The 17,985-nt window shown below is 72.0% G+C and carries 16 protein-coding genes; 3 read left to right on the forward strand and 13 right to left on the reverse strand.

Going from position 1 to position 17,985, the window contains the following annotated elements; translation table 11 throughout:
* Nucleotides 1–187: 187 nt before the first annotated feature.
* From ACQP1V_RS33635 to ACQP1V_RS33660, 6 genes are read right to left on the reverse strand one after another with little or no spacing between them, the layout of a single operon-like run.
* Nucleotides 188–1,273 (reverse strand): C45 family autoproteolytic acyltransferase/hydolase, encoded by a 1,086-nt coding sequence (locus ACQP1V_RS33635; protein WP_433414280.1) that lies wholly within the window; start codon nt 1,271–1,273, stop codon nt 188–190.
* Nucleotides 1,270–2,112: an ATP-binding cassette domain-containing protein gene (locus ACQP1V_RS33640; RefSeq protein ID WP_433414282.1), complete on the reverse strand. Its 843-nt coding sequence runs from the start codon at nt 2,110–2,112 to the stop codon at nt 1,270–1,272. The genes ACQP1V_RS33635 and ACQP1V_RS33640 overlap by 4 nt, the downstream gene beginning before the upstream one ends.
* Nucleotides 2,109–3,164 carry an ABC transporter ATP-binding protein gene (locus ACQP1V_RS33645; protein ID WP_433414284.1) on the reverse strand — a complete coding sequence of 352 codons (1,056 nt, stop codon included), beginning with the start codon at nt 3,162–3,164 and terminating at the stop codon, nt 2,109–2,111. Before ACQP1V_RS33645 ends, ACQP1V_RS33640 begins: the two co-directional genes overlap by 4 nt.
* Nucleotides 3,161–4,027 (reverse strand): ABC transporter permease, encoded by an 867-nt coding sequence (locus ACQP1V_RS33650; protein ID WP_433414286.1) that lies wholly within the window; start codon nt 4,025–4,027, stop codon nt 3,161–3,163. The genes ACQP1V_RS33645 and ACQP1V_RS33650 overlap by 4 nt, the downstream gene beginning before the upstream one ends.
* Nucleotides 4,024–4,971: an ABC transporter permease gene (locus tag ACQP1V_RS33655; protein WP_387417691.1), complete on the reverse strand. Its 948-nt coding sequence runs from the start codon at nt 4,969–4,971 to the stop codon at nt 4,024–4,026. The genes ACQP1V_RS33650 and ACQP1V_RS33655 overlap by 4 nt, the downstream gene beginning before the upstream one ends.
* Before the next feature lie 55 nt (nt 4,972–5,026).
* Complete coding sequence (locus tag ACQP1V_RS33660) at nt 5,027–6,658, reverse strand: ABC transporter substrate-binding protein (protein WP_387417690.1); 1,632 nt, start codon at nt 6,656–6,658, stop codon at nt 5,027–5,029.
* Between the two features lie 126 nt (nt 6,659–6,784).
* Here ACQP1V_RS33660 and ACQP1V_RS33665 point away from each other — a divergent pair, with 126 nt between their 5' ends.
* Nucleotides 6,785–7,819: a LacI family DNA-binding transcriptional regulator gene (locus ACQP1V_RS33665; RefSeq protein ID WP_433414289.1), complete on the forward strand. Its 1,035-nt coding sequence runs from the start codon at nt 6,785–6,787 to the stop codon at nt 7,817–7,819.
* 89 nt (nt 7,820–7,908) lie between these two features.
* Here ACQP1V_RS33665 and ACQP1V_RS33670 read toward each other — a convergent pair whose 3' ends face one another.
* Complete coding sequence (locus tag ACQP1V_RS33670) at nt 7,909–8,517, reverse strand: superoxide dismutase (RefSeq protein ID WP_387417688.1); 609 nt, start codon at nt 8,515–8,517, stop codon at nt 7,909–7,911.
* Between the two features lie 402 nt (nt 8,518–8,919).
* Here ACQP1V_RS33670 and ACQP1V_RS33675 point away from each other — a divergent pair, with 402 nt between their 5' ends.
* A complete protein-coding gene (locus ACQP1V_RS33675; protein WP_433414291.1) occupies nt 8,920–9,816 on the forward strand; it encodes a class I SAM-dependent methyltransferase in 897 nt (298 codons plus the stop codon).
* Between the two features lie 22 nt (nt 9,817–9,838).
* Here ACQP1V_RS33675 and ACQP1V_RS33680 read toward each other — a convergent pair whose 3' ends face one another.
* Genes ACQP1V_RS33680 through ACQP1V_RS33705 form a run of 6 tightly spaced genes read right to left on the reverse strand, consistent with a single transcriptional unit; the run spans nt 9,839 to nt 17,191 of the window.
* Nucleotides 9,839–11,908 (reverse strand): dehydrogenase E1 component subunit alpha/beta, encoded by a 2,070-nt coding sequence (locus tag ACQP1V_RS33680; protein ID WP_433414293.1) that lies wholly within the window; start codon nt 11,906–11,908, stop codon nt 9,839–9,841.
* Nucleotides 11,902–13,479 carry an amidohydrolase gene (locus tag ACQP1V_RS33685; RefSeq protein WP_433414295.1) on the reverse strand — a complete coding sequence of 526 codons (1,578 nt, stop codon included), beginning with the start codon at nt 13,477–13,479 and terminating at the stop codon, nt 11,902–11,904. The genes ACQP1V_RS33680 and ACQP1V_RS33685 overlap by 7 nt, the downstream gene beginning before the upstream one ends.
* Nucleotides 13,472–14,677 carry an amidohydrolase family protein gene (locus tag ACQP1V_RS33690; RefSeq protein WP_433414297.1) on the reverse strand — a complete coding sequence of 402 codons (1,206 nt, stop codon included), beginning with the start codon at nt 14,675–14,677 and terminating at the stop codon, nt 13,472–13,474. Before ACQP1V_RS33690 ends, ACQP1V_RS33685 begins: the two co-directional genes overlap by 8 nt.
* A 5-nt stretch (nt 14,678–14,682) precedes the next feature.
* Nucleotides 14,683–15,474 carry an amino acid ABC transporter ATP-binding protein gene (locus ACQP1V_RS33695; protein WP_387417684.1) on the reverse strand — a complete coding sequence of 264 codons (792 nt, stop codon included), beginning with the start codon at nt 15,472–15,474 and terminating at the stop codon, nt 14,683–14,685.
* A gap of 23 nt (nt 15,475–15,497) precedes the next feature.
* Nucleotides 15,498–16,289 carry an amino acid ABC transporter permease gene (locus tag ACQP1V_RS33700; RefSeq protein ID WP_067141409.1) on the reverse strand — a complete coding sequence of 264 codons (792 nt, stop codon included), beginning with the start codon at nt 16,287–16,289 and terminating at the stop codon, nt 15,498–15,500.
* Nucleotides 16,286–17,191 carry a transporter substrate-binding domain-containing protein gene (locus ACQP1V_RS33705; RefSeq protein ID WP_387417682.1) on the reverse strand — a complete coding sequence of 302 codons (906 nt, stop codon included), beginning with the start codon at nt 17,189–17,191 and terminating at the stop codon, nt 16,286–16,288. The genes ACQP1V_RS33700 and ACQP1V_RS33705 overlap by 4 nt, the downstream gene beginning before the upstream one ends.
* Nucleotides 17,192–17,313: 122 nt before the next feature.
* Here ACQP1V_RS33705 and ACQP1V_RS33710 point away from each other — a divergent pair, with 122 nt between their 5' ends.
* On the forward strand, nt 17,314–17,976 hold the full coding sequence (locus tag ACQP1V_RS33710) for a GntR family transcriptional regulator (protein WP_433414300.1): 663 nt from the start codon (nt 17,314–17,316) through the stop codon (nt 17,974–17,976).
* Nucleotides 17,977–17,985 lie beyond the last annotated feature (9 nt).

Raw genomic sequence — 17,985 nt, forward strand, 5'->3', positions numbered from 1 at the left:
CGATCCCCCAAAGCTCTCGATCCTCGTGCGAGCAGGTGCGGACCAGGTGAGCGCACCGACCGATGACTCGCGCGTCAATCGTCCGCTGTGCGGTGATGCCGCCGTGAATCGTCTTGCCGCTTCGGCAAATCCCGCCGCTGCCCCGCGCTGCTCCGCCGCGGGTGGCGGCGGAGCAACGGGAGGGACGTCAGCAAGGGGGCAGGGCGATCCAGGCGGACGGGTGCGCCGAGCAGGGGCCGCCGTCGTGCACCATGAGGCGGCCGGCCCGGGGCTCGACCGCGATGGTGGCCAGCGACGCCCAGCGCGTGCCGAGCCGCCCGTCGGCGGACGCGTGGCAGCAGATCTCGGCGCCGTCGCCCGGATGGGCGGTGAGCAGCGCGGCGAGGTCGTCGGCGTCGTCGAGGCGCCATCCGTGCCGGATCCGCCCGGCGAGCAGGCGGGCCCGGTCGTAGGTCTCCGGCTCGGCCCGGCCGCGGAACTCGCCCGCGGCGAGCGCCGGGTCGGCGAAGTGGTTGGTGTGGACGAGCCAGGCCGAGCCGTCCGGCATGGTCAGGTCGGAGGTGATCACAGCGGCCCCGGCCGGGCTCAACTCGACGCACGCCGCCCGGTCCGCGGTGACGACGGTCACGACGGTGGAGGCGGACACCGGGGCCTCGGTCAGGATGCCGACCGCCTCGGCGTACGACCGCGCGCCGCCGAGGACCTTGCGGGCGACGAGGTGAACCGGCACGCCGTCCGCGCCGTCGTCCGCGTGGCCGAGGATGTTGAACAGCACACCGACCCCGGCCTCGTTGAGGCCGATCTTGGCGAGGATGCCGTGCTCGGTGATTCCGGTGAAGGCCACCGCGTCACCGCGTACGGACTGCAGGTGCCACCCGTCCGCCAGTTCCTCGTGCCAGTCCCACGTCTGCCCGCCCAGGACGCCGGCGCGGACCACGGTCGAGCACTCCCCGGCGCGCGGCGTTCCGGCCGCGGCGAGGATCTCGGTGCGCGCGTTGAGCGCGGCGGCGACCCACAGCGGGACGCCCGCGCCCTCGGCGACGCCCTCGACCTCATCGGCCAGTTCGGGCGCCCACGCGCGGGTGGCGGCGAGGCTCCGGAGGGCGAGCGCGGGGACGTCGAGCGTCACGCCCCTGGCCGCCGCGGCGACCTCGAACAGCTCCGAGTACGTGCGCCAGCCCCGCGCGATGTCGGCGCCGAGCCGCTGCCCGCGCGCACGCCCGCGCCGCCTCGGGTCGGCTTCCTCGATCCGCAGGTGCGTACGGGGGCTCACGCCTCCACCTCCCGCGCGTCCGCGCCGGTGGACAGCCGGGGCCGCCATCCGGGCCGGGGCGCGCTGTCGCGCAGCAGCACCGTGTACGCGTGCCGGGGACGGTCGAGCACCTCATCGGTGCTCCCCCGTTCGACGATCCGGCCCTGCCGCATGACGACGACCTCCTCGCTCACCTGCCGTACGACGGACAGGTCATGGGTGATGAACAGATAGGTGAGCCGGCGGGCCTGCCGGATCTCGGCCAGCAGGTTGAGCACCTGCGCCTGCACCGACACGTCCAGCGCGGCGACGGCCTCATCCAGGACGAGGACGCGCGGCTCGGCGGCGAGCGCCCGGGCGATGGCGACCCGCTGCTGCTGGCCGCCGCTGAGCTCGCCGGGCAGCGCCCGGGCGTGCGCGGGCCGCAGTCCCACCTGGTCGAGCAGCTCGCCCACCCGGCGACGCGCCTCGTCCCCGGTGACCCGGTGGTGGGCGGCTAGCACCTCCTTGATCGCGGCCTCGACCGTGCGGCGGCGGTTCAGCGACCCGTTCGGGTCCTGGAAAACCATCTGGATGTCGCGGGCGCGGGCCCGCCGCTCCGCCCGGCGCGGCCGCCGGGCGACGGGGCGACCGGCGAGCACGACCTCTCCGCCGTCCGCGCTTTCGAGGCCGACCAGGATCCGGGCCAGGGTCGTCTTTCCCGATCCGGACTCGCCGACGACCGCGAGGCAGCTCCCGTCGGCGACGGCGAGACTGACATCGTCGAGTGCGTGGACGGTGCGGCGCCGCTTTCCCCGGCCGACGGCGAACTGCTTGCGCAGCCCGCTGATCTCGATGACGTTCTCCGCGGTGGTGCTCACGCCCTCGCCTCCGTTTCGCCGTCCCGGCCGGCCTCCGCCGGTGCCCCCGAAACACCCGCCGCGTCATCCGCGGGTGCGCCCGCCAGCTCGTCGGCCAGTTCACCGGCCCGCAGGCAGCGGGTGGTGCGGCCGGCGTCGTGGACCAGCGCGGGCTCCTCCCGCTCGCAGCGCGGCGCCGCCCATGGGCAGCGGGCCGCGAACGCGCAGCCGCCCTCGACCTCGTATGCGGCGATGGGCCGGCCGGGGATGACGGGCAGCGCGGGCACCCGGGCGGCGATGTTCGGCCGCGAGTCGAGCAGCAGCCGCGTGTACGGATGCCGCGGCGCCGCATGGAGCTGCGCGGGCGTCGCGATCTCCACGATCTCCCCCGCGTACAGCACGGCGATGCGGTCGCACACGGCCGAGGCAAGCTCGAGATCGTGGGTGACGAAGAGCATCGCCATGCCGTGCTCGCGGCGCTGCCCGTCGAGGATGGCCATGACCTCCGACTGCGTGGTGACGTCGAGCGCCGTGGTGGGTTCGTCGGCCAGCAGCAGCCGGGGCGCGCTCGCCACCGCCGCGGCGATGACGACGCGCTGCAGCATCCCGCCGGAGAGCTGGTGCGGATAGGACGCCATGCAGCGGTCCACGTCGGCGATCCCGACCTGGGCGAGGAGGTCGCGGGCCCGGCGGGTGGCCGCCTCCCGGCTCTCGCCGCGCGCGTCGCACAGCCCCTCGACGAGGAACCGTGAGACCCGGAGCACCGGATTCAGCGCGGCCCGGGGGTTCTGGCTGATCATCGCGATGGCGTCGGCGCGCACTCGGCGCAGGTCGGCGGCGCCGAGCGTCCGCACGTCCCGGCCGTCGAGCAGCACCCGTCCGGTCACCCGGGCGCCGGCGGGCTCGGTGCGCAGGACGGTGCGCAGGGTCATCGACTTGCCCGACCCCGACTCGCCGACGAGGCCGAGGGCCTCTCCGGGGGCGAGGGACAGCGAGACGCCCCGCAGGAGGGTCCGGTCTCCGTGGTTGGAGGGCAGGTCGAGACGGACGTCGTCGAGTTCGAGGACGTTCATGCCCGGCCACCCGCCTTCCGCCCGCCGAGCCGCTCGCCGATGACGCTGAACGCGGCGACGGCGACGACGATGCACACGCCCGCGAAGACGCTCTGCTGCGCGTGGCCCTGGAGGAGCGAGTCCTTCCCCTGCGACACCATCAGCCCCCAGTCGGCGGTCGGCGGCTGCACACCGAGCCCGAGGAACGACAGCGCGGCGAGGTCGATCATCGCGTACCCGAAGTTGATCGCGGCGCCGGTTAGGATCTGCGGCGCGATGTTGGGCAGGATGTGCCGCACGCTGACGACGAGCCCGGACAGCCCTTGGAGCTCGGCCGCCTGGACGTAGCCGAGCCGTCGCTCGCGCAGCGCGACGCTGCGCAGCACGCGCGCGGTGTAGGGGACGTACGCGATGGCGAGGGCGACCGTGACCTGTCCGAGCCCGGTCCCGAACACGGCGACGGCGAGGATCGCGAGAAGCAGGTTCGGGAAGGCGAACAGCAGGTCGAGGACGCGGCCGACGAGCGCGTCGACGGTCCTGCCGAACCAGGCTGCGACGAGGGCGAGCAGGGCGCCGCCCGCGCCGGCGAGCAGCACGACGACGGCCGCGCCGAGCAGGCTGGTGCTGGCGCCGTACAGCAGGCGGGCGAGCAGGTCGCGGCCGGACTGGTCGGTGCCGAGCAGATGCTCGGCGCTCGGACCCTGGTAGCGCTCGATGACACTACCGATGGCGGGGTCGTGGGACGTGATCAGCGGGGCGCACAGTGCGGCCAGCGTGATCAGCGCGACGACCGCCACGGCCGCGAGGCCCAGCGGGCCGAGCCGATCTGCCAGGTCGCCGCCGCGCCGCCGTACGGCCGGCCGTTCGAGGGCCTGCGCGGTCACGCGCTCTCACCTCCGAGTTGGACGCGCGGGTCGATGACCGCGTAGAGGATGTCGATCACCAGGTTGACCACGCCGAAGACCGCGACCAGCAGGAGCGCGACGGCCTGGACGACGGCGAAGTCCTTCTGCTGGACCGAGTTGATGAGCATGGCTCCGACGCCGTCGAGGGTGAAGGCGTGCTCGACGACGGCCGCGCCGGCGACGAGGGCGGCGATGTTCACCCCGACGATCGTGGTGACGGGCAGCATCGCGTTCCGGAGGATGTGCCGGCGGGCCACGACGCGCCAGGGGACGCCGCGGGCCAGCGCGACGGAGACATGCTCCGCCTCGCGTTCCTCGACGACGGCGGTACGGGTGATGCGGGCGACCACCGCGGCCGCCGGGAGCGCGAGCGCCACGGCGGGCAGGGTCAGGTGCTCGATGCGCCCCGCGAAGCCGGACCCGGAGCCGAAGACGGGGAACCAGCCGAGGGTCACCGAGAAGACGCTCATGAGCAGGACGGCGGCGAAGAACGTGGGGACGGCGAAGCCCACACTCGACCCGAGCAGCACGCCGGTGTCGAACGCGCCGCCCCGCAGGCCGGCGAGCGCTCCGGCGAGCACGCCGAACACCACGATGAGCACGGCGGCGTACAGGGTCAGCCACAGAGTGGTCGGGATCCGGGACGCCAGCAGCGAGGCGACGTCCTGGCGGGTGGTGAGGGACTCGCCGAGGTCGCCGGTGAGCACGCCGCCGAGCCAGTTCCCGTAGCGGATCAGGAAGGGGTCGTCCAGGCCGTACTGGGCCCGGATCGAGGCGAGGACCTCGGGGCTCACGGTCCGGCCCTGGACGAGGAAGCTCTCCGGCGTGCCCGGCGCGGCGTACATCGCCGAGAAGACGAGGAAGCTGGAGATGAGGAGAGTGGCGGCCAGCGCGCCGAGCCGCCGGAGTACGAAGCGCAGCACAACGCCTCCGATCAGGAGGTGGGGGGCGCGTCGCCGCGCCCCGGGTCGGTCATGGTCACGCCGCGCCGAGGTCGGCGGCCCAGGGGTAGTAGAGGTAGACGAACGAGGCGGGGACCCCGGTGATCCCCTTGCGGAGGAACAACCTGACCGACGGAGCGGCGATCGGGATCCAGGGCATCCGCTCCATCACCTTCGTCTGCAACTCGGCGACGGCCTTGGCCCGCTCGGACTCCTCCAGCGTCCCGGCGGCCTGCTCGATGAGGCGCTGTGTCTCCGGGTCGGAGTGCCCGTCGAAGTTCTGCGACCCGCCCTTGGCGGCGATCGTCCGCAGGAAGGCGAGCGGGTCGGGGACGTCCATGTAGTTGGTCGTCATGAAGCCGTCGTAACCGGCGCGCGCCTTGGCGTCGGAGAAGAAGGCGCCGTACTGCGCGCTCGGGACGCCCTTGGGCTGGATGGTGAGGCCCAGCTCGCGGGCGGCGTTGGACATCTCCGACAGGATGTCGGCGTAGAACTGGCGCTCGCTCGGGTAGGCGATGGTGATCGTCCGGTTCCCGAGGTCGGCCCCGGTGAGGAGCTTCTTCGCCTCGTCGAGGTTCTTCGCGGTGCCGGGCAGGGCGTCGTTCGCGGGGCCGAAGACGCCGTCGCCGTACGTCCAGCCGCCGCGCGGCACCAGCGAGCGGGGCACCTGGGCGGTGCCGGAGAAGACGGTCGCCGCGATGGCCTCCCGGTCGGTGGCGAGCGCCAGCGCGCGCCGCACCGCGGGGTCGCCGAGCGGGCCGCTGCCGGTGCTGATGACGGCCACCATCTGGAGGGACTTGCCGAGGTACAGCGTGCCGGAGCCGGATGCGGAGAGCCGGTCCACCGCGTCGATCGGGACGTCGTAGGAGCCGTCGATGGCGTTGGTCTCCAGGGCACTCGCGATCGCGCCGGGGTCGACGATGAAGCGCAGGTCGACCTGCCGGGTCTTCGCCCGCCGCGACGCGTCCCAGTACGCGTCGTTGCGCAGCATCGTGATCGACGAGCCCTTCGCCCAGGAGGAGACCGTGTACGGACCGGTGCACATGACGCCGCCTTCGGGCGTGCCGTACTTGGCTCCCGCCTTCTCGCGCTGCGCGCGCTGGACGACCACGCCGATCGGGGTGGCCATGTACGAGTTGAGCGTGGCGTCGGGCTTCTTCAGCGTGATGGTGACCTGGTGCTCGCCGGTCTTCTCGATGCTCGCGATGTTGCCCGTGATCTGGTCGGAGGCCCAGTAGCTGCCCTCGTCGGCGTCGAGGTGGCGGCGCAGGCTGAAGAGGACGTCGTCCGCTGTCATCGGCGTGCCGTCCCAGAAGCGGACGTCGTCCCGGAGGGTGAACACCCAGGTCTTCTGGTCCGCTGTCTCGACCTTCTCGGCCAGGTTGGGCTTCAGGGAGTAGTCGGGGTCGAGCCGCGTCAGCCCCTCGCAGAGGTTCGCGACGACGGTGTTCTCGGGGTAGTTGAACGCCTTGATGGGGTCGACGGACGCGGGCTCGCCGAAAGGCAGGTTCCAGGTCGCCTTGTCGAGATCCCGCTGTGCGGCCGGGGTGGTCACAAGGAGGTCGTCGAGCTTGCGGTCGGCCGTCTTCTGGCCGGCCGGGCCACCGCCGCACGCGGCGAGTCCGAGGCTCAGCGAGGCGGCCAGGACCGCTGTCGCGCAGATACGCATCTCGTTCTCCGAACTGGGGGGGAGTGGACCCTTTGGGACCGTTTGAGCAGGCCAAGGGCGCGATAGGCAGCGACCATACAGCACAAAACGTTTTAGTAAAAGGTTTTGTGTCCTACCATGTTCGGTATGTCCGAGCAGGGATTACCCCCCTCCCGACCGACGATCCGTGACGTCGCGCGAGAAGCCGGCGTCTCCGTCACCACGGTGTCCCACGCACTGAACGGCAAGGGGACCGCCTCCGAGGCCACGCGGCAGCGGGTCCTCGCCGTCGCCGACCGCCTCGCCTACCGTGCCCATCCCATGGCCCGCGGCCTCCGCCAGGGGCGCACCGGCGTCCTCGGTCTCGACATGCGCCCGCTCGACGCGATCGGGTCGTACCTGCCCGAGGGCGTGGACTACTTCATGCGGTTCGCCGGCGCGGCGGCGGTGACCGCGCTCGACCACGGACTCGGCCTCATGCTCGTGCCCGACCTGACCCGCTCGGACATCCCCCAGTACGCCCACGGAGTGGACGGCTACGTCGTCGGCGACCCGGTGCGCGACGACCCGGTGCTCACCCGGCTGATCGACGCCTCGGTGCCGGTCGTCACCGTGGGCCGCGACCCGGGGCGGCCGACGTTCACGGACTGGGTGGGCCCCGACGACGTGGACGAGACCAAGCGCGTCCTCGACCTGCTGCGCTCACGGGGCGCCGAGCGCATCGCGTTTCTGGCGGGCACCGACGACAACGCCTGGAACGTGGACTCCGAGAAGGCGTACCGATCGTGGGCTCGACGGCACAACATGCCCGCACGCGTCCTGCACATCCCCGAGGCGGCGGCCGAGGAGGGCGGCGCGGACGCCGCCCGGCGGCTGCTGAAGGGCAGGCAGCCGCGGCCCGACGCGGTCTACTGCCAGACCGGACGGCACGCGGCAGGTGTGCTCGCCGAGGCGCGGCGGCTCGACGTGGCCGTCCCGCGTGACCTGCTCATCGCGGCGGGCTCCGACGCGCAGCAGACACGCCACGCGACACCCGCGATCACGGCCCTCGATCTCATGCCGGAGGAGACGGGCAAGGCGGCCGTCGAACTGCTCATCGCACGGCTGGCCGGGGACACACGGCCGGGGCCGATCGTCCTGCCCGCGGAGCTGCGCATGCGCGCCTCCACCGGAGACCGCTGACCGGCGGACGACACGCCGACGCCCGCGCCCCGGTTGGACATCTCTAAGGAAGGCCGGGGCACGGGCGCCGAGTCAGGTGAGGGGCGACGTCAGGACGCCACGGCGGTGGCCCCCCTGAAGCGGGCGATGACGTCGTCCCAGTTGATCAGCGACCACAACTTCTCCACGTAGTCGGGGCGGACGTTGCGGTACTGCAGGTAGTACGCGTGCTCCCAGGCGTCGAAGACCAGCAGCGGGGTCGTGTTCATGCCGACGTTGCCGTGGTGGTCGTAGACCTGCTCCACGACGAGCCGGCGGCCGAGCGGCTCCCAGGCCAGGACGCCCCAGCCCGAGCCCTGCACGGTCGAGGTCGCGGTGGTGAGCTGCTTCTGGAACGCCGCGAAGGATCCGAAGTGCTCGTCGATGGCCGCCGCGAGCTCCCCATCCGGACGGTCGCCGCCGTCGGGTGAGAGGTTCTGCCAGAAGATCGAGTGCAGCACGTGCCCGGACAGGTTGAACGCGTAGGTCTTCTCCAGCCCGACCAGGTTGCCGAAGTCGCCCGCGTCGCGGGCCTCGGCGAGCCGGTCCAGCGTGTCGTTGGCGCCCTTCACGTACGCCGCGTGGTGCTTGGCGTGATGCAGCTCCAGGATCTCTCCCGTGATCGCCGGCTCCAGCGCGGCGTAGTCGTACGGCATGTCCGGCAGGGTGTACCGCCCCATGGCGCTCTCCTCACCAAATGGCTAGTTGCAAGTTATTCGCAATAGCGATGCTAACGCAACCATCCGCGCGACGATCAGACCCCGCCCGCTTTCCGGAGGCGGCGGCCGCGGCCGCTCACGGAGGTACCCCACGAGGGGGGCGCGGCACCGCCGACGCTCCGCCCGTTCGAACTGGCCACCCTGCGGCTGCGCCGTTGACCGCCGCGTCTCGCCGCGCTTTGCCCTTGCCCTTGCCGGCGAGATTCGCAAGAAAACGCGCAAGAACGCATGGCAAATCGGAATGTGATGTCATACATATCGAACAGTTATCTGGAATTTATTTTTCCATGATATGATACGTTATGGTTATCTATTTCCGCATTTAGCATCGTCGTTCCATAGCGAGAAAGGAACGACGGGCCCATGCGCGAAGGACAGCCCAGCCAGACCGCGATCATTACGGCGGCCGCCCGCGCGGCACACCTCGTGGTCGATCGGGAGCCGTTCATCTTCCACGACACCGTGGCCGCCGCTCTGCTCGGCGAGCACGCCGAGCAGATCATCGGCTTCCACCGGGCGTACGGCGACCACCTCATCCTGTCGGGCGTCCGCGCCCAGGTGACCGCCCGCAGCCACTACACCGAGCGCCGCCTGGCCGAGCTGACCCGCGACGGCCTGGAGCAGTACGTCGTGCTCGGCGCGGGGCTCGACACCTTCGCCTACCGCTCCGACCCGGCCGGCCGGGTCGCGGTCTTCGAGGTGGACCACCCCGCCACGCAGCAATGGAAGCGCGAACTGCTCGCGGCCGCGGGCATCCCGCTGCCGGAGGCGCTGACCTTCGCGCCCGCGGACCTGGAGACCGGCGATCTCGGCTCGGGCCTGACCGCGGCCGGGTTCGACCCGTCCCGGCCGTCCCTGGTGAGCTGGCTCGGAGTCTCCATGTACCTCACGCCGGAGGCGATCGCCGCCACTCTCGCCGCCGTCGGCGGCTTCGCCCCCGGCACGGAGCTGGTCATGGAGTATGCCCTGCCGCCCGCCCTCCGTGATGAGCGCAGCGCCGCCTTCGCGGAGTTCGCCCTTCCCGCGGCCGCCGAGCGGGGCGAACCCTGGCTGACCTTCTTCACCCCCGGCGACCTGTCGGCGCTGCTGGAACGGCAGGGCCTGGAGGCGGTCGAGCACGTACGGCAGGCCGACAGCGTCGAGCCGGCGTTGTGGCGGCGCTCCGACTCCCTGGGTCCCACCGACCTGTGCCGTCTGGCCCGCGCGACCGTTCCCCTCCGCCCGGCCGCCGCCACGACCGAACGGCCGGGCGGTTCGTAGGAGGCCGGCGACCCGGCCTCCGTCACGGGCGGCCGAGAACGAGATCGAGCGCGGCCGCCTCGATCTCGTCCTCGGTCAGCAGGACGTGCGCGGCGGCGTCTCCGAGCGGGACGAAGCTGTCCTTGCTGGTGACGCGGGCGACCCGGCCGTCGAAGCCGGCGTCGGCCAGCGCGGCGAGCACACCCTCGGACACTCCGCCCGACCTGCGGGTCTCGTCCACGACCAGCACCTTGCCGGTGGCCGTCGCCTCCCGCAGCAGGTCGTCCGCCGGCAGCGGGGACAACCAGCGCAGGTCGACCACGCGGCAGCGGAGGCCGAGACGCCGCGCGACGCGCAGGCTCATGTGCAGGCCGTTGCCGAACGTGACGATGGTGAGCTGGTCGCCCGAGCCGTACACGCGGGCGCGGCCGATCGGCACGTGCTTGGCCGCGATGGGCGCCAGCCACTCGCCGTCGCCCTCCTCGTGCAGGTCCCGCGTGTGGTAGAGGGCGATCGGCTCCAGGAACACGCACACCCGGCCGTCGGCGCGGGCGGCGGCGACGCAGGTGCGCAGCATCGCGGCCGCGTCGTCGGGGCGGGACGGCGTGGCGACGACCAGCCCCGGGATGTCCCGCAGGGAGGCCACCGCGTTGTCGTTGTGGAAGTGGCCGCCGAACCCCTTCTGGTACGCGTATCCGGCGACTCGCACGACCATCGGGTTCCGGTACTGCCCGGACGAGAAGAACGACAGCGTCGCCGCCTCACCGCGGATCTGGTCGATGGCGTTGTGCAGGTAGGCGAGGTACTGGATCTCGGCGACCGGGAGCAGGCCGGACAGTCCCGCGCCGAGGGCGAGGCCGAGGATCGACTGCTCGTCGAGGAGCGTGTCGAACACCCGTCCCCCGCCGGCCCGGCGGAGCAGCCCGCGCGTCACGCCGTACACGCCGCCCTTACGCGCCACGTCCTCGCCGAAGACCACCATCTCGGGGTAGTGGTCGAGGAGGTCGGCGAGCGTCTGGTTGATCGCCTGGGCCAGCGTGACCGGCTCGGCCGGGCGAGCCCCCGTCGCGCGCGCGGCGGCGACCGCCTCCCCCGCGACGGCGGCCGGACGCGACGGGGCGAGCGACGCCATCACGGCGCGTGCCGTCTCCAGCCGCGCGGCCGACGCGACCTCGCGGGCGATCGCCCGCACCTCCTCGCGTTTGGCCTCGGCCAGGGCGGCCACCTCGTCCTCGGTCACGACGCCCCGCGCGACCAGCAGGCGCGCGGTCGCGGTCAGCGGGTCGCGCTCCTCATCGGCCGCGATCTCCGCCCGCGACCGGTAGGCCACCTCGGCGTCCGACCCGGCATGGCCCATCAGCCGCACCGTCCGCAGGTGGAGGAAGGCCGGACGCCGGGTGGCGCGCACCCATTCGGCGGCTTCGGCGGCGACCTCGTACGCGGAGGCCACGTCGCACCCGTCGGCGGTGAACTGGCGCATGCCGAGGCGGGAGCCGTACGACGCGATCCATCCACTCGGGGTGCGGACGCTGATGCCGATGCCGTTGTCCTCGCACACGAACAGCACGGGCAGTGGGAGCCCCTGGTGCGGGCAGTACGCGGCGGTGTTGAGCGCTCCGACGGCGGTCGAGTGGTTGGCCGAGGCGTCCCCGAAGGAGCACACGACCACCGAGTCGCGGGGCCAGGCGCATTCCACGCCGAGCTTGGCGGCCCGTTCGACGGCCAGGGCGACGCCGACCGCGCGCGGCAGGTGCGAGGCGATGGTCGAGGTCTGCGGGATGACGTTGAGCTTCGGATGCCCGAAGACCTTGTGCCGCCCACCCGCGATCGGCTCCGAGGCCGCCGCGACCACGCCGAGCAGCACGTCGCGCAGCGGATCCGTGCCGGGCACCTGCCGGGCGCGCTCCAGGTAGAAGGCCCCCGACCGGTAGTGCAGCAACGCGGGGTCGGTGGGCCGCAGCGCCGCGGCCACGGCGGCGTTGCCCTCGTGCCCGGCCGACCCGATGGTGTAGAAGCCCGCGCCCTCGGCGCGCAACTCCCGGGCGGCCAGGTCCAGGTGCCTGCTCCCGAGCTGACTGTCGTACAGCTCGAGCAGGCGGGTGTCGGTCAGCAACGCGGGCTCCTTTCGTGGCGGACCCGGCCTCCCACGATGGTGTGACACACCGTCGCGTCCGCCACCTCGGAGGCGGTCACCGCCATGATGTCGCGGTCGAGGAGCACGAGATCGGCGAGCTTGCCCGGCTCGACGGAGCCCAGCTCGTGGTCGAGCCCGGCGGCGCGGGCCGCCCAGCGGGTGTAGCCGTAGATCGCCTCCGCCCGGGTGACGCGCTGGTCCGCGCCGAACGCCTCCCCCACCTCCGCGCCGCCCTCGCGCCGGCGCCGGGTCTCGGCGGCGTGTATCCCGTGGAAGGGGTTGGGTGAGGCGACCGGGAAGTCGGAGCCGCAGGCCAGCAGCGCGCCCCGGTCGAGCAGATCGCGGAAGGCGTAGGCGTCCCGCGCGCGCTCCTTCCCCAGCCGGTGGGCGGTCCACGCCAGGTCGTCCGTGACGTGGACGGGCTGCACCGAGGCGATCACGCCGAGCCGGGCCAGCCGGTCGCGGTCCCGCTCCGTCAGCACGGACGCGTGTTCGATCATGAAGCCCTGGGCGTCGCCGACCGTCTCGAACGCGTCGAGCACCAGGCGGTTGGCCAGGTCGCCGATCGCGTGGACAACCAGGTCGAACCCCAGGCGGCGCACCGCGCGCCCGGCCTCGACCACGCGCTCGACCGGCATGAGCTGGAAGCCCGCGCCCGACGGGTCGTCCGCGTACGGGCGGCTGAGCAGCGCTCCGCGCGCGCCGAGGCCGCCGTCGAAGATGAGGCGCAGCCGCCGGACGCCGAAGCTCGCGTCGCCGGCGAACAGGTGCTCGGCGGCGAGCTCGGCGAGGTCGCCTTCCTCGGGGGCGTTCAGCATCCCGAAGACGCGCGGGCCGTCGAGCCCCGGGTAGGCGTCGAGCCAGGCCACGTCCTCGATGGCGTCGTGCAGCCCGGTCAGCCCGAGCGCGAGGCAGTCGCGGGCGCCGAGCCGCAGCAGCTCACGGCGGCGCGGGCCGTCCATGGGCGGTACGGCCTCACGCACCGGCCGGGCGGCGCCTTCGACAAGGACACCGGTCGGCTCGCCGGTCTCGTCCCGCAGGACGCGGCCGTCCGGCGGATCCGGGGTGTCGCGCCCGATCCCGGCCAGGCGGAGCGCGGCGCGGTTGGCGATGGCGCCGTGGCCGTCGAACCGGTTCAACAGGACGGGGTGGCCGGGCACCGCCGCGCTGAGCCGATCGACCGCCGGCCAGTCGCCCGCCCACCCCCGCCCCACGATCCAGGTGCCCTCCGGCAGCTCCCGGGCCCGGGCGGCCACCAGCTCCACGATCTCGGCCATGTCGGCCATCCCGCGCAGATCGAGGTCGACGTGGGTCTCGCCGAGATTCAGCAGGTGGGCGTGGCAGTCGATGAGGCCGGGCAGCAGCGAGCCGCCGCCTGCGTCGATCACCTCGGCGTGTGGCACCGCCCGGCGGCACCGTTCCTCGTCGCCGACGGCGACGATGCGGTCGCCGCGTACGGCCACGCAGCCGGCCCGGGCCCGCGCACGGGCCGGGTCGGGCGTGTCCGCGGCGAAGATGGAGGCGTCGCGGATCAGCAGGTCATCAGCCACGTACGCGCGCACCGTCCTGGTACACCGCCACGATGGCGGACTTGAGATCGGCGAGGTCGTACGGGTCGCGGTCGACCAGGACCAGGTCGGCGCGCTTGCCCGGGGCGATCGTGCCGCGGTCGTCCGCCACGCCGAGCAGGCCGGCCGACGACGACGTGGCCGCCGCCAGCACGTCCTCCGGCTTCATCCCGGCCTCGTGCATGAGCCGCAGCTCCAGCAGGTTCTCGCCGTGCGGCGTCACCCCGCTGTCGGTGCCCATCGCGATCTTCACCCCGGCGGCGTACGCCCGGGCGACGGACTCGCGGTGGACGCCGGTCATCTCGCGCGCCTTGGCCAGCGCGTTCGGGCTGATCCGCATCCCCTGGTCGGCCATGGCGAGCAGGGAGTGCCCGGCCGAGAGCGTGGGCACCAGCCACGTGCCCGCCTCGACCATCATCTCGATCGACGCGTCGTCGAGGATGGTGCCGTGCTCGATCGAGCGCGCCCCCGCCCGCACCGCGTTCTTCACTCCGGCGGGGGACGTCGCGTGCGCCATCACCGCGCGGCCCTGCGCGGCGGCCTCCTCCACGATGACCGCCAGCTCCTCGGGGCTGAACTGGCGGTGCCGGGGATCGTCGCGGGGGGACAGCACTCCCCCGGTCGTACACACCTTGATGACCTCGGCCCCGGCCCGCAGCAACTCGCGCACCTTGCGCCGGACCTCGTCGGGGCCGTCGGCGATGCCGTCCGGGCGTCCCGGGTACGGCAGGCCGTACAGGAAGTGGTTCCCGGAGGCGCGCCAGCCGTCGCCGTGCCCGCCGGTCTGGCTGATCATCGAGATCGAGATCTGCAGCCGCGGGCCCTGGATCAGTCCGCGTTCGAGGGCGAGCTGGACCCCAAGGTCGGCGCCTTCGGCGTCGCGGGCCGTGGTGATGCCGCAGTCCAGCGTCGCCGCGAGGTTGGCCATCGCCGCGTAGAACTGGTACGAGAACGGCTGCTCCAGCCGGGTCGGCAGGTCGAGCCCGGAGCCGGTCACGTGGACGTGGCAGTCGAACAGGCCGGGCAGCAGCGTCAGGCCGGAGGCGTCGACGCCCACGTCCCCGTCGAGTCCGGCGCCGACGTCGACGATCCGGCCGTCCTCGATGACGACGTCGGCCTGGGCGATGGGGCTGCCGGTGCCGTCGAAGACGCGGCCGCCGTAGAAGAGGGTTCGGGTCATGGTCGCTACTCCAGGTGCCTGACGAAGTCGCCGATCCGGCCGTCGGCCGTGCCGATCCGGTCGGCGGGGAGGTCCTCGATGATCACGCCGTGCTCCATCATCACGATGCGGTCGGCGGCCCGCCGTACGAAGCCCATCTCGTGCGATGCGACGATCATGGTCATGCCCTGGTGGGCCAGCTCCTCCATGACCGTCAGCACCTCGGCGGTCGTCTCCGGGTCGAGGGCGCTGGTCGGCTCGTCGAACAGCAGCACGGACGGGCGCATGGCGAGCGCCCGCGCGATGGCGCCCCGCTGCTGCTGGCCTCCGGACAGCTTTCGCGGGTACGCGTCGGCCTTGTCGGCCAGGCCCACCCGCTCCAGCAGGCCGTGCGCGCGCTCGACGGCCTCCTCCTTGGGCGTCCCGAGGACCCGGACCGGCCCCTCGATCAGGTTCTCCAGCAGGGTCATGTGCCAGAACAGGTTGAAGTCCTGGAAGACCATCCCGATGTGGCGGCGGGCGTCGGCGACGGCGTTCTCGCTGAGCGGCTGCAGCTTCCCGTCGGGGGTCTCGCGGTAGCCGACCAGCTCGTCATTGACGTAGATCCGCCCCTGCTGGATCGACTCCAGGTGGTTGATCGTGCGCAGGAACGTGCTCTTGCCCGAGCCGGACGGCCCGATCAGGCAGACCACCTCGCCGGTGGCCACCGTGAGATCGATGCCCTTGAGCACGTGCAGTTGCCCGTACCACTTGTGCACGTCCTGCGCGCGGATCGCGGCTTTGGTCGCCACGCCGTCCGCACCGTTTCCGGGTGTCACGTCGTCTGCTCCGTTTCCGGGTGTCACGTCGTCTGCCCCGCTTCCCGGCCGCCGGTGCCGATCAGGTGCTCGCGGATCCGGCCCAGCAGCGTGCGGGAGCCCGCGGTGGCCTCGTGCCGGCTCAGCCTGGCCTCGATCACCGACTGGACCACGCTCCACACCGAGGTCATGAGCGCGTAGTTGACGGCCAGGCCGACGAACAGCTCGAACACCCGGAAGGTCTGCGCGGCGTACGTCCCGGTGGTCTGGAACAGCTCGGGCACACCGATCACCGCGGCCAGCGAGGTGACCTTGAGCATGACGTTGAACTGGTTGCCCATCGGCGGGATGATCACCCGCATGGCCTGCGGAATGATCACGCGGCGCAGCATGGTGGAGCGCCGCATGCCGAGGGCCTTGGCCGCCTCGACCTGGCGCCGGTCCACCGACTGGATGCCGTTGCGGAAGATCTCGCCCATGTAGCCGGCCTCGCGGATGGCCAGGCCCACGCAGGCGGCCTGGAAGCCGGCCGAGACCTTGATCTGGCCGAACAGGTAGGCGTCCTCGAAGCGGTAGATCTCCGCCGCGGCGAGCCCGGTGAAGAGCAGCATGAGGATCACCAGCTCGGGCACGGCGCGCAGCATCCACACGTAGACCGCGGCGGCGTACCGGATCGGCCGGAACTTCGACAGGCGGGCGATGCCGAGGAACAGCCCCAGCACGATGCCGAGAGTCTGCGCGATCACCGCGAGGAGGATCGTGCGCTGCATCGCACCGAAATAGCCGGGCGAGAGGTTGAACAGGTGGGTGAAGAAGAAGTGCCAGTCGAACGTCACAGCTTGACCCCGGGGGCGCACAGCGGCGGCTTGCCGTCACCGAACTTGTCCAGCGTGACCGACCCGAGGCCGTGCTTCTCGAAGATGCTCTGGTAGCGGCCGTTCGAGCGGAGGTTGGCCATCGCCTTCTCCATGGCCTTGAAGAGCTCCGGTTCCTCCTTGCGGATCAGGAACCCGACCCGGTCGTCGTCGGTCGTGCCGGAGGTGCAGCCGGCGCCGCCCGACTCGATGCCGCCGTTGGCGAGCGCGCCGTAGTACGCGGCCGAGGAGTCGGTGCCCACGGCGGCGTCCAGGTTCTTCGCCGCCACCTGCTGGAACATGTCGCGGGTGTTGGGCAACGTGACGACGTCGATCTGCGCCTTACCCTCGGCGACGATCTTCTTGTTCCAGGCGACGACCATGTCCTGCGCCAGCGTGCCGTCGGGCACTCCGACCTTCTTGCCGGGCATGTCCTCGAAGCTGTGGATCTGCTTCGGGTTGCCCTTCGGCACCACGACCTGGGTGACCGCGTACGACGAGGGCAGCCACCAGACCTTGTCGCGCCGCTCGGCCCGGTCGGCGAACTCGTCGATGAGCATGTCGCAGCGCTTGCCGATCAGGCCGGACAACAGGCCCGAGGACTCGTACTGCGTCCAGTTGATCTTCAGGCCGAGCTCTCCGGCCAGGGCCGTGCCCAGCTCGAACTCGGCGCCGACGCGCTCTCCGTCGTGCTGGTAGATGCGGGGTGGGTTGGTGAACGCCGAGCAGAGATTGATGACGCCCGTATCGGCATAGGGCTTGGGGGGCTGTACCGCCGCGTTGGCGACGCGCTCACCTCCGTCGGCCGGCGCCTTCGTGCACGCACTGAGGGCGAAGGGGATGCATCCGGCGACGACAACCGCCAGAACTCGCTTGCTGACCATGAGTTCCTCCTGACCGGCAACTCACACACATCTCACACACATCTGATATATCAGAGTGCTCAGGAATGTAGACTTCGCAGCGAAAGCGCGTCAATACTTCCGACCAGAACAGGGAGGCGTGGATGGCGGAGGGCGTGCGCGAATCCAGCACAAGTCAGCTCATGGCCGAGCGGGCTTACGTGTACATCCGCGACCAGATCGTCACCGTGGGGATCCCACCCGGCAGCCCGGTCGATGAGGAGAAGCTGATGCGCGAGCTCGGTGTCGGCCGTACGCCGGTGCGCGAGGCGCTCAAGCGGCTGTCGGTCGAGCGGCTGGTCACGGTCTACCCGCGGCGCGGCACGTTCGCCTCGGAGATACAGCTCGACGACGAGCTGTGGCTCACCGAGGTGCGGGTGCCCCTGGAGGGTCTGGCCGCCGACCGCGCCGCCCGCAGGGCGTCCGCGAAGGAGCGGCGGACACTGGAGCGGCTGTCCGAGGACATCACCCGGGAGATCGCGGGTGGGGCCGACATGCTGCCCCTCGTCCTTCTCGACGCCGAGATCCATCGGGCCGTCTACCGCGCCGCCCACAACCCCTACCTCGAGAGCACGCTGACGACCTACCTCAACCTGGGCATGCGGATCTGGTTCCACCGGCTGAGCCACCTGCCCGACCTGAGTCCGCACGTGCTGGACCAGCGCGAGGTCATCGCGGCGATTCTCGAGCGCGACGGCGACCTGGCCCGTCGCACCGCAGAGGACCACTTGCAGGGGTGCTCGCACAGCATCCGCTCGAACGCGTAAGGAGACGTC

The sequence above is a fragment of the Microtetraspora malaysiensis genome (genome assembly GCF_050947145.1).
GTDB classification, from domain to species: Bacteria; Actinomycetota; Actinomycetes; order Streptosporangiales; family Streptosporangiaceae; genus Microtetraspora_A; species Microtetraspora_A malaysiensis.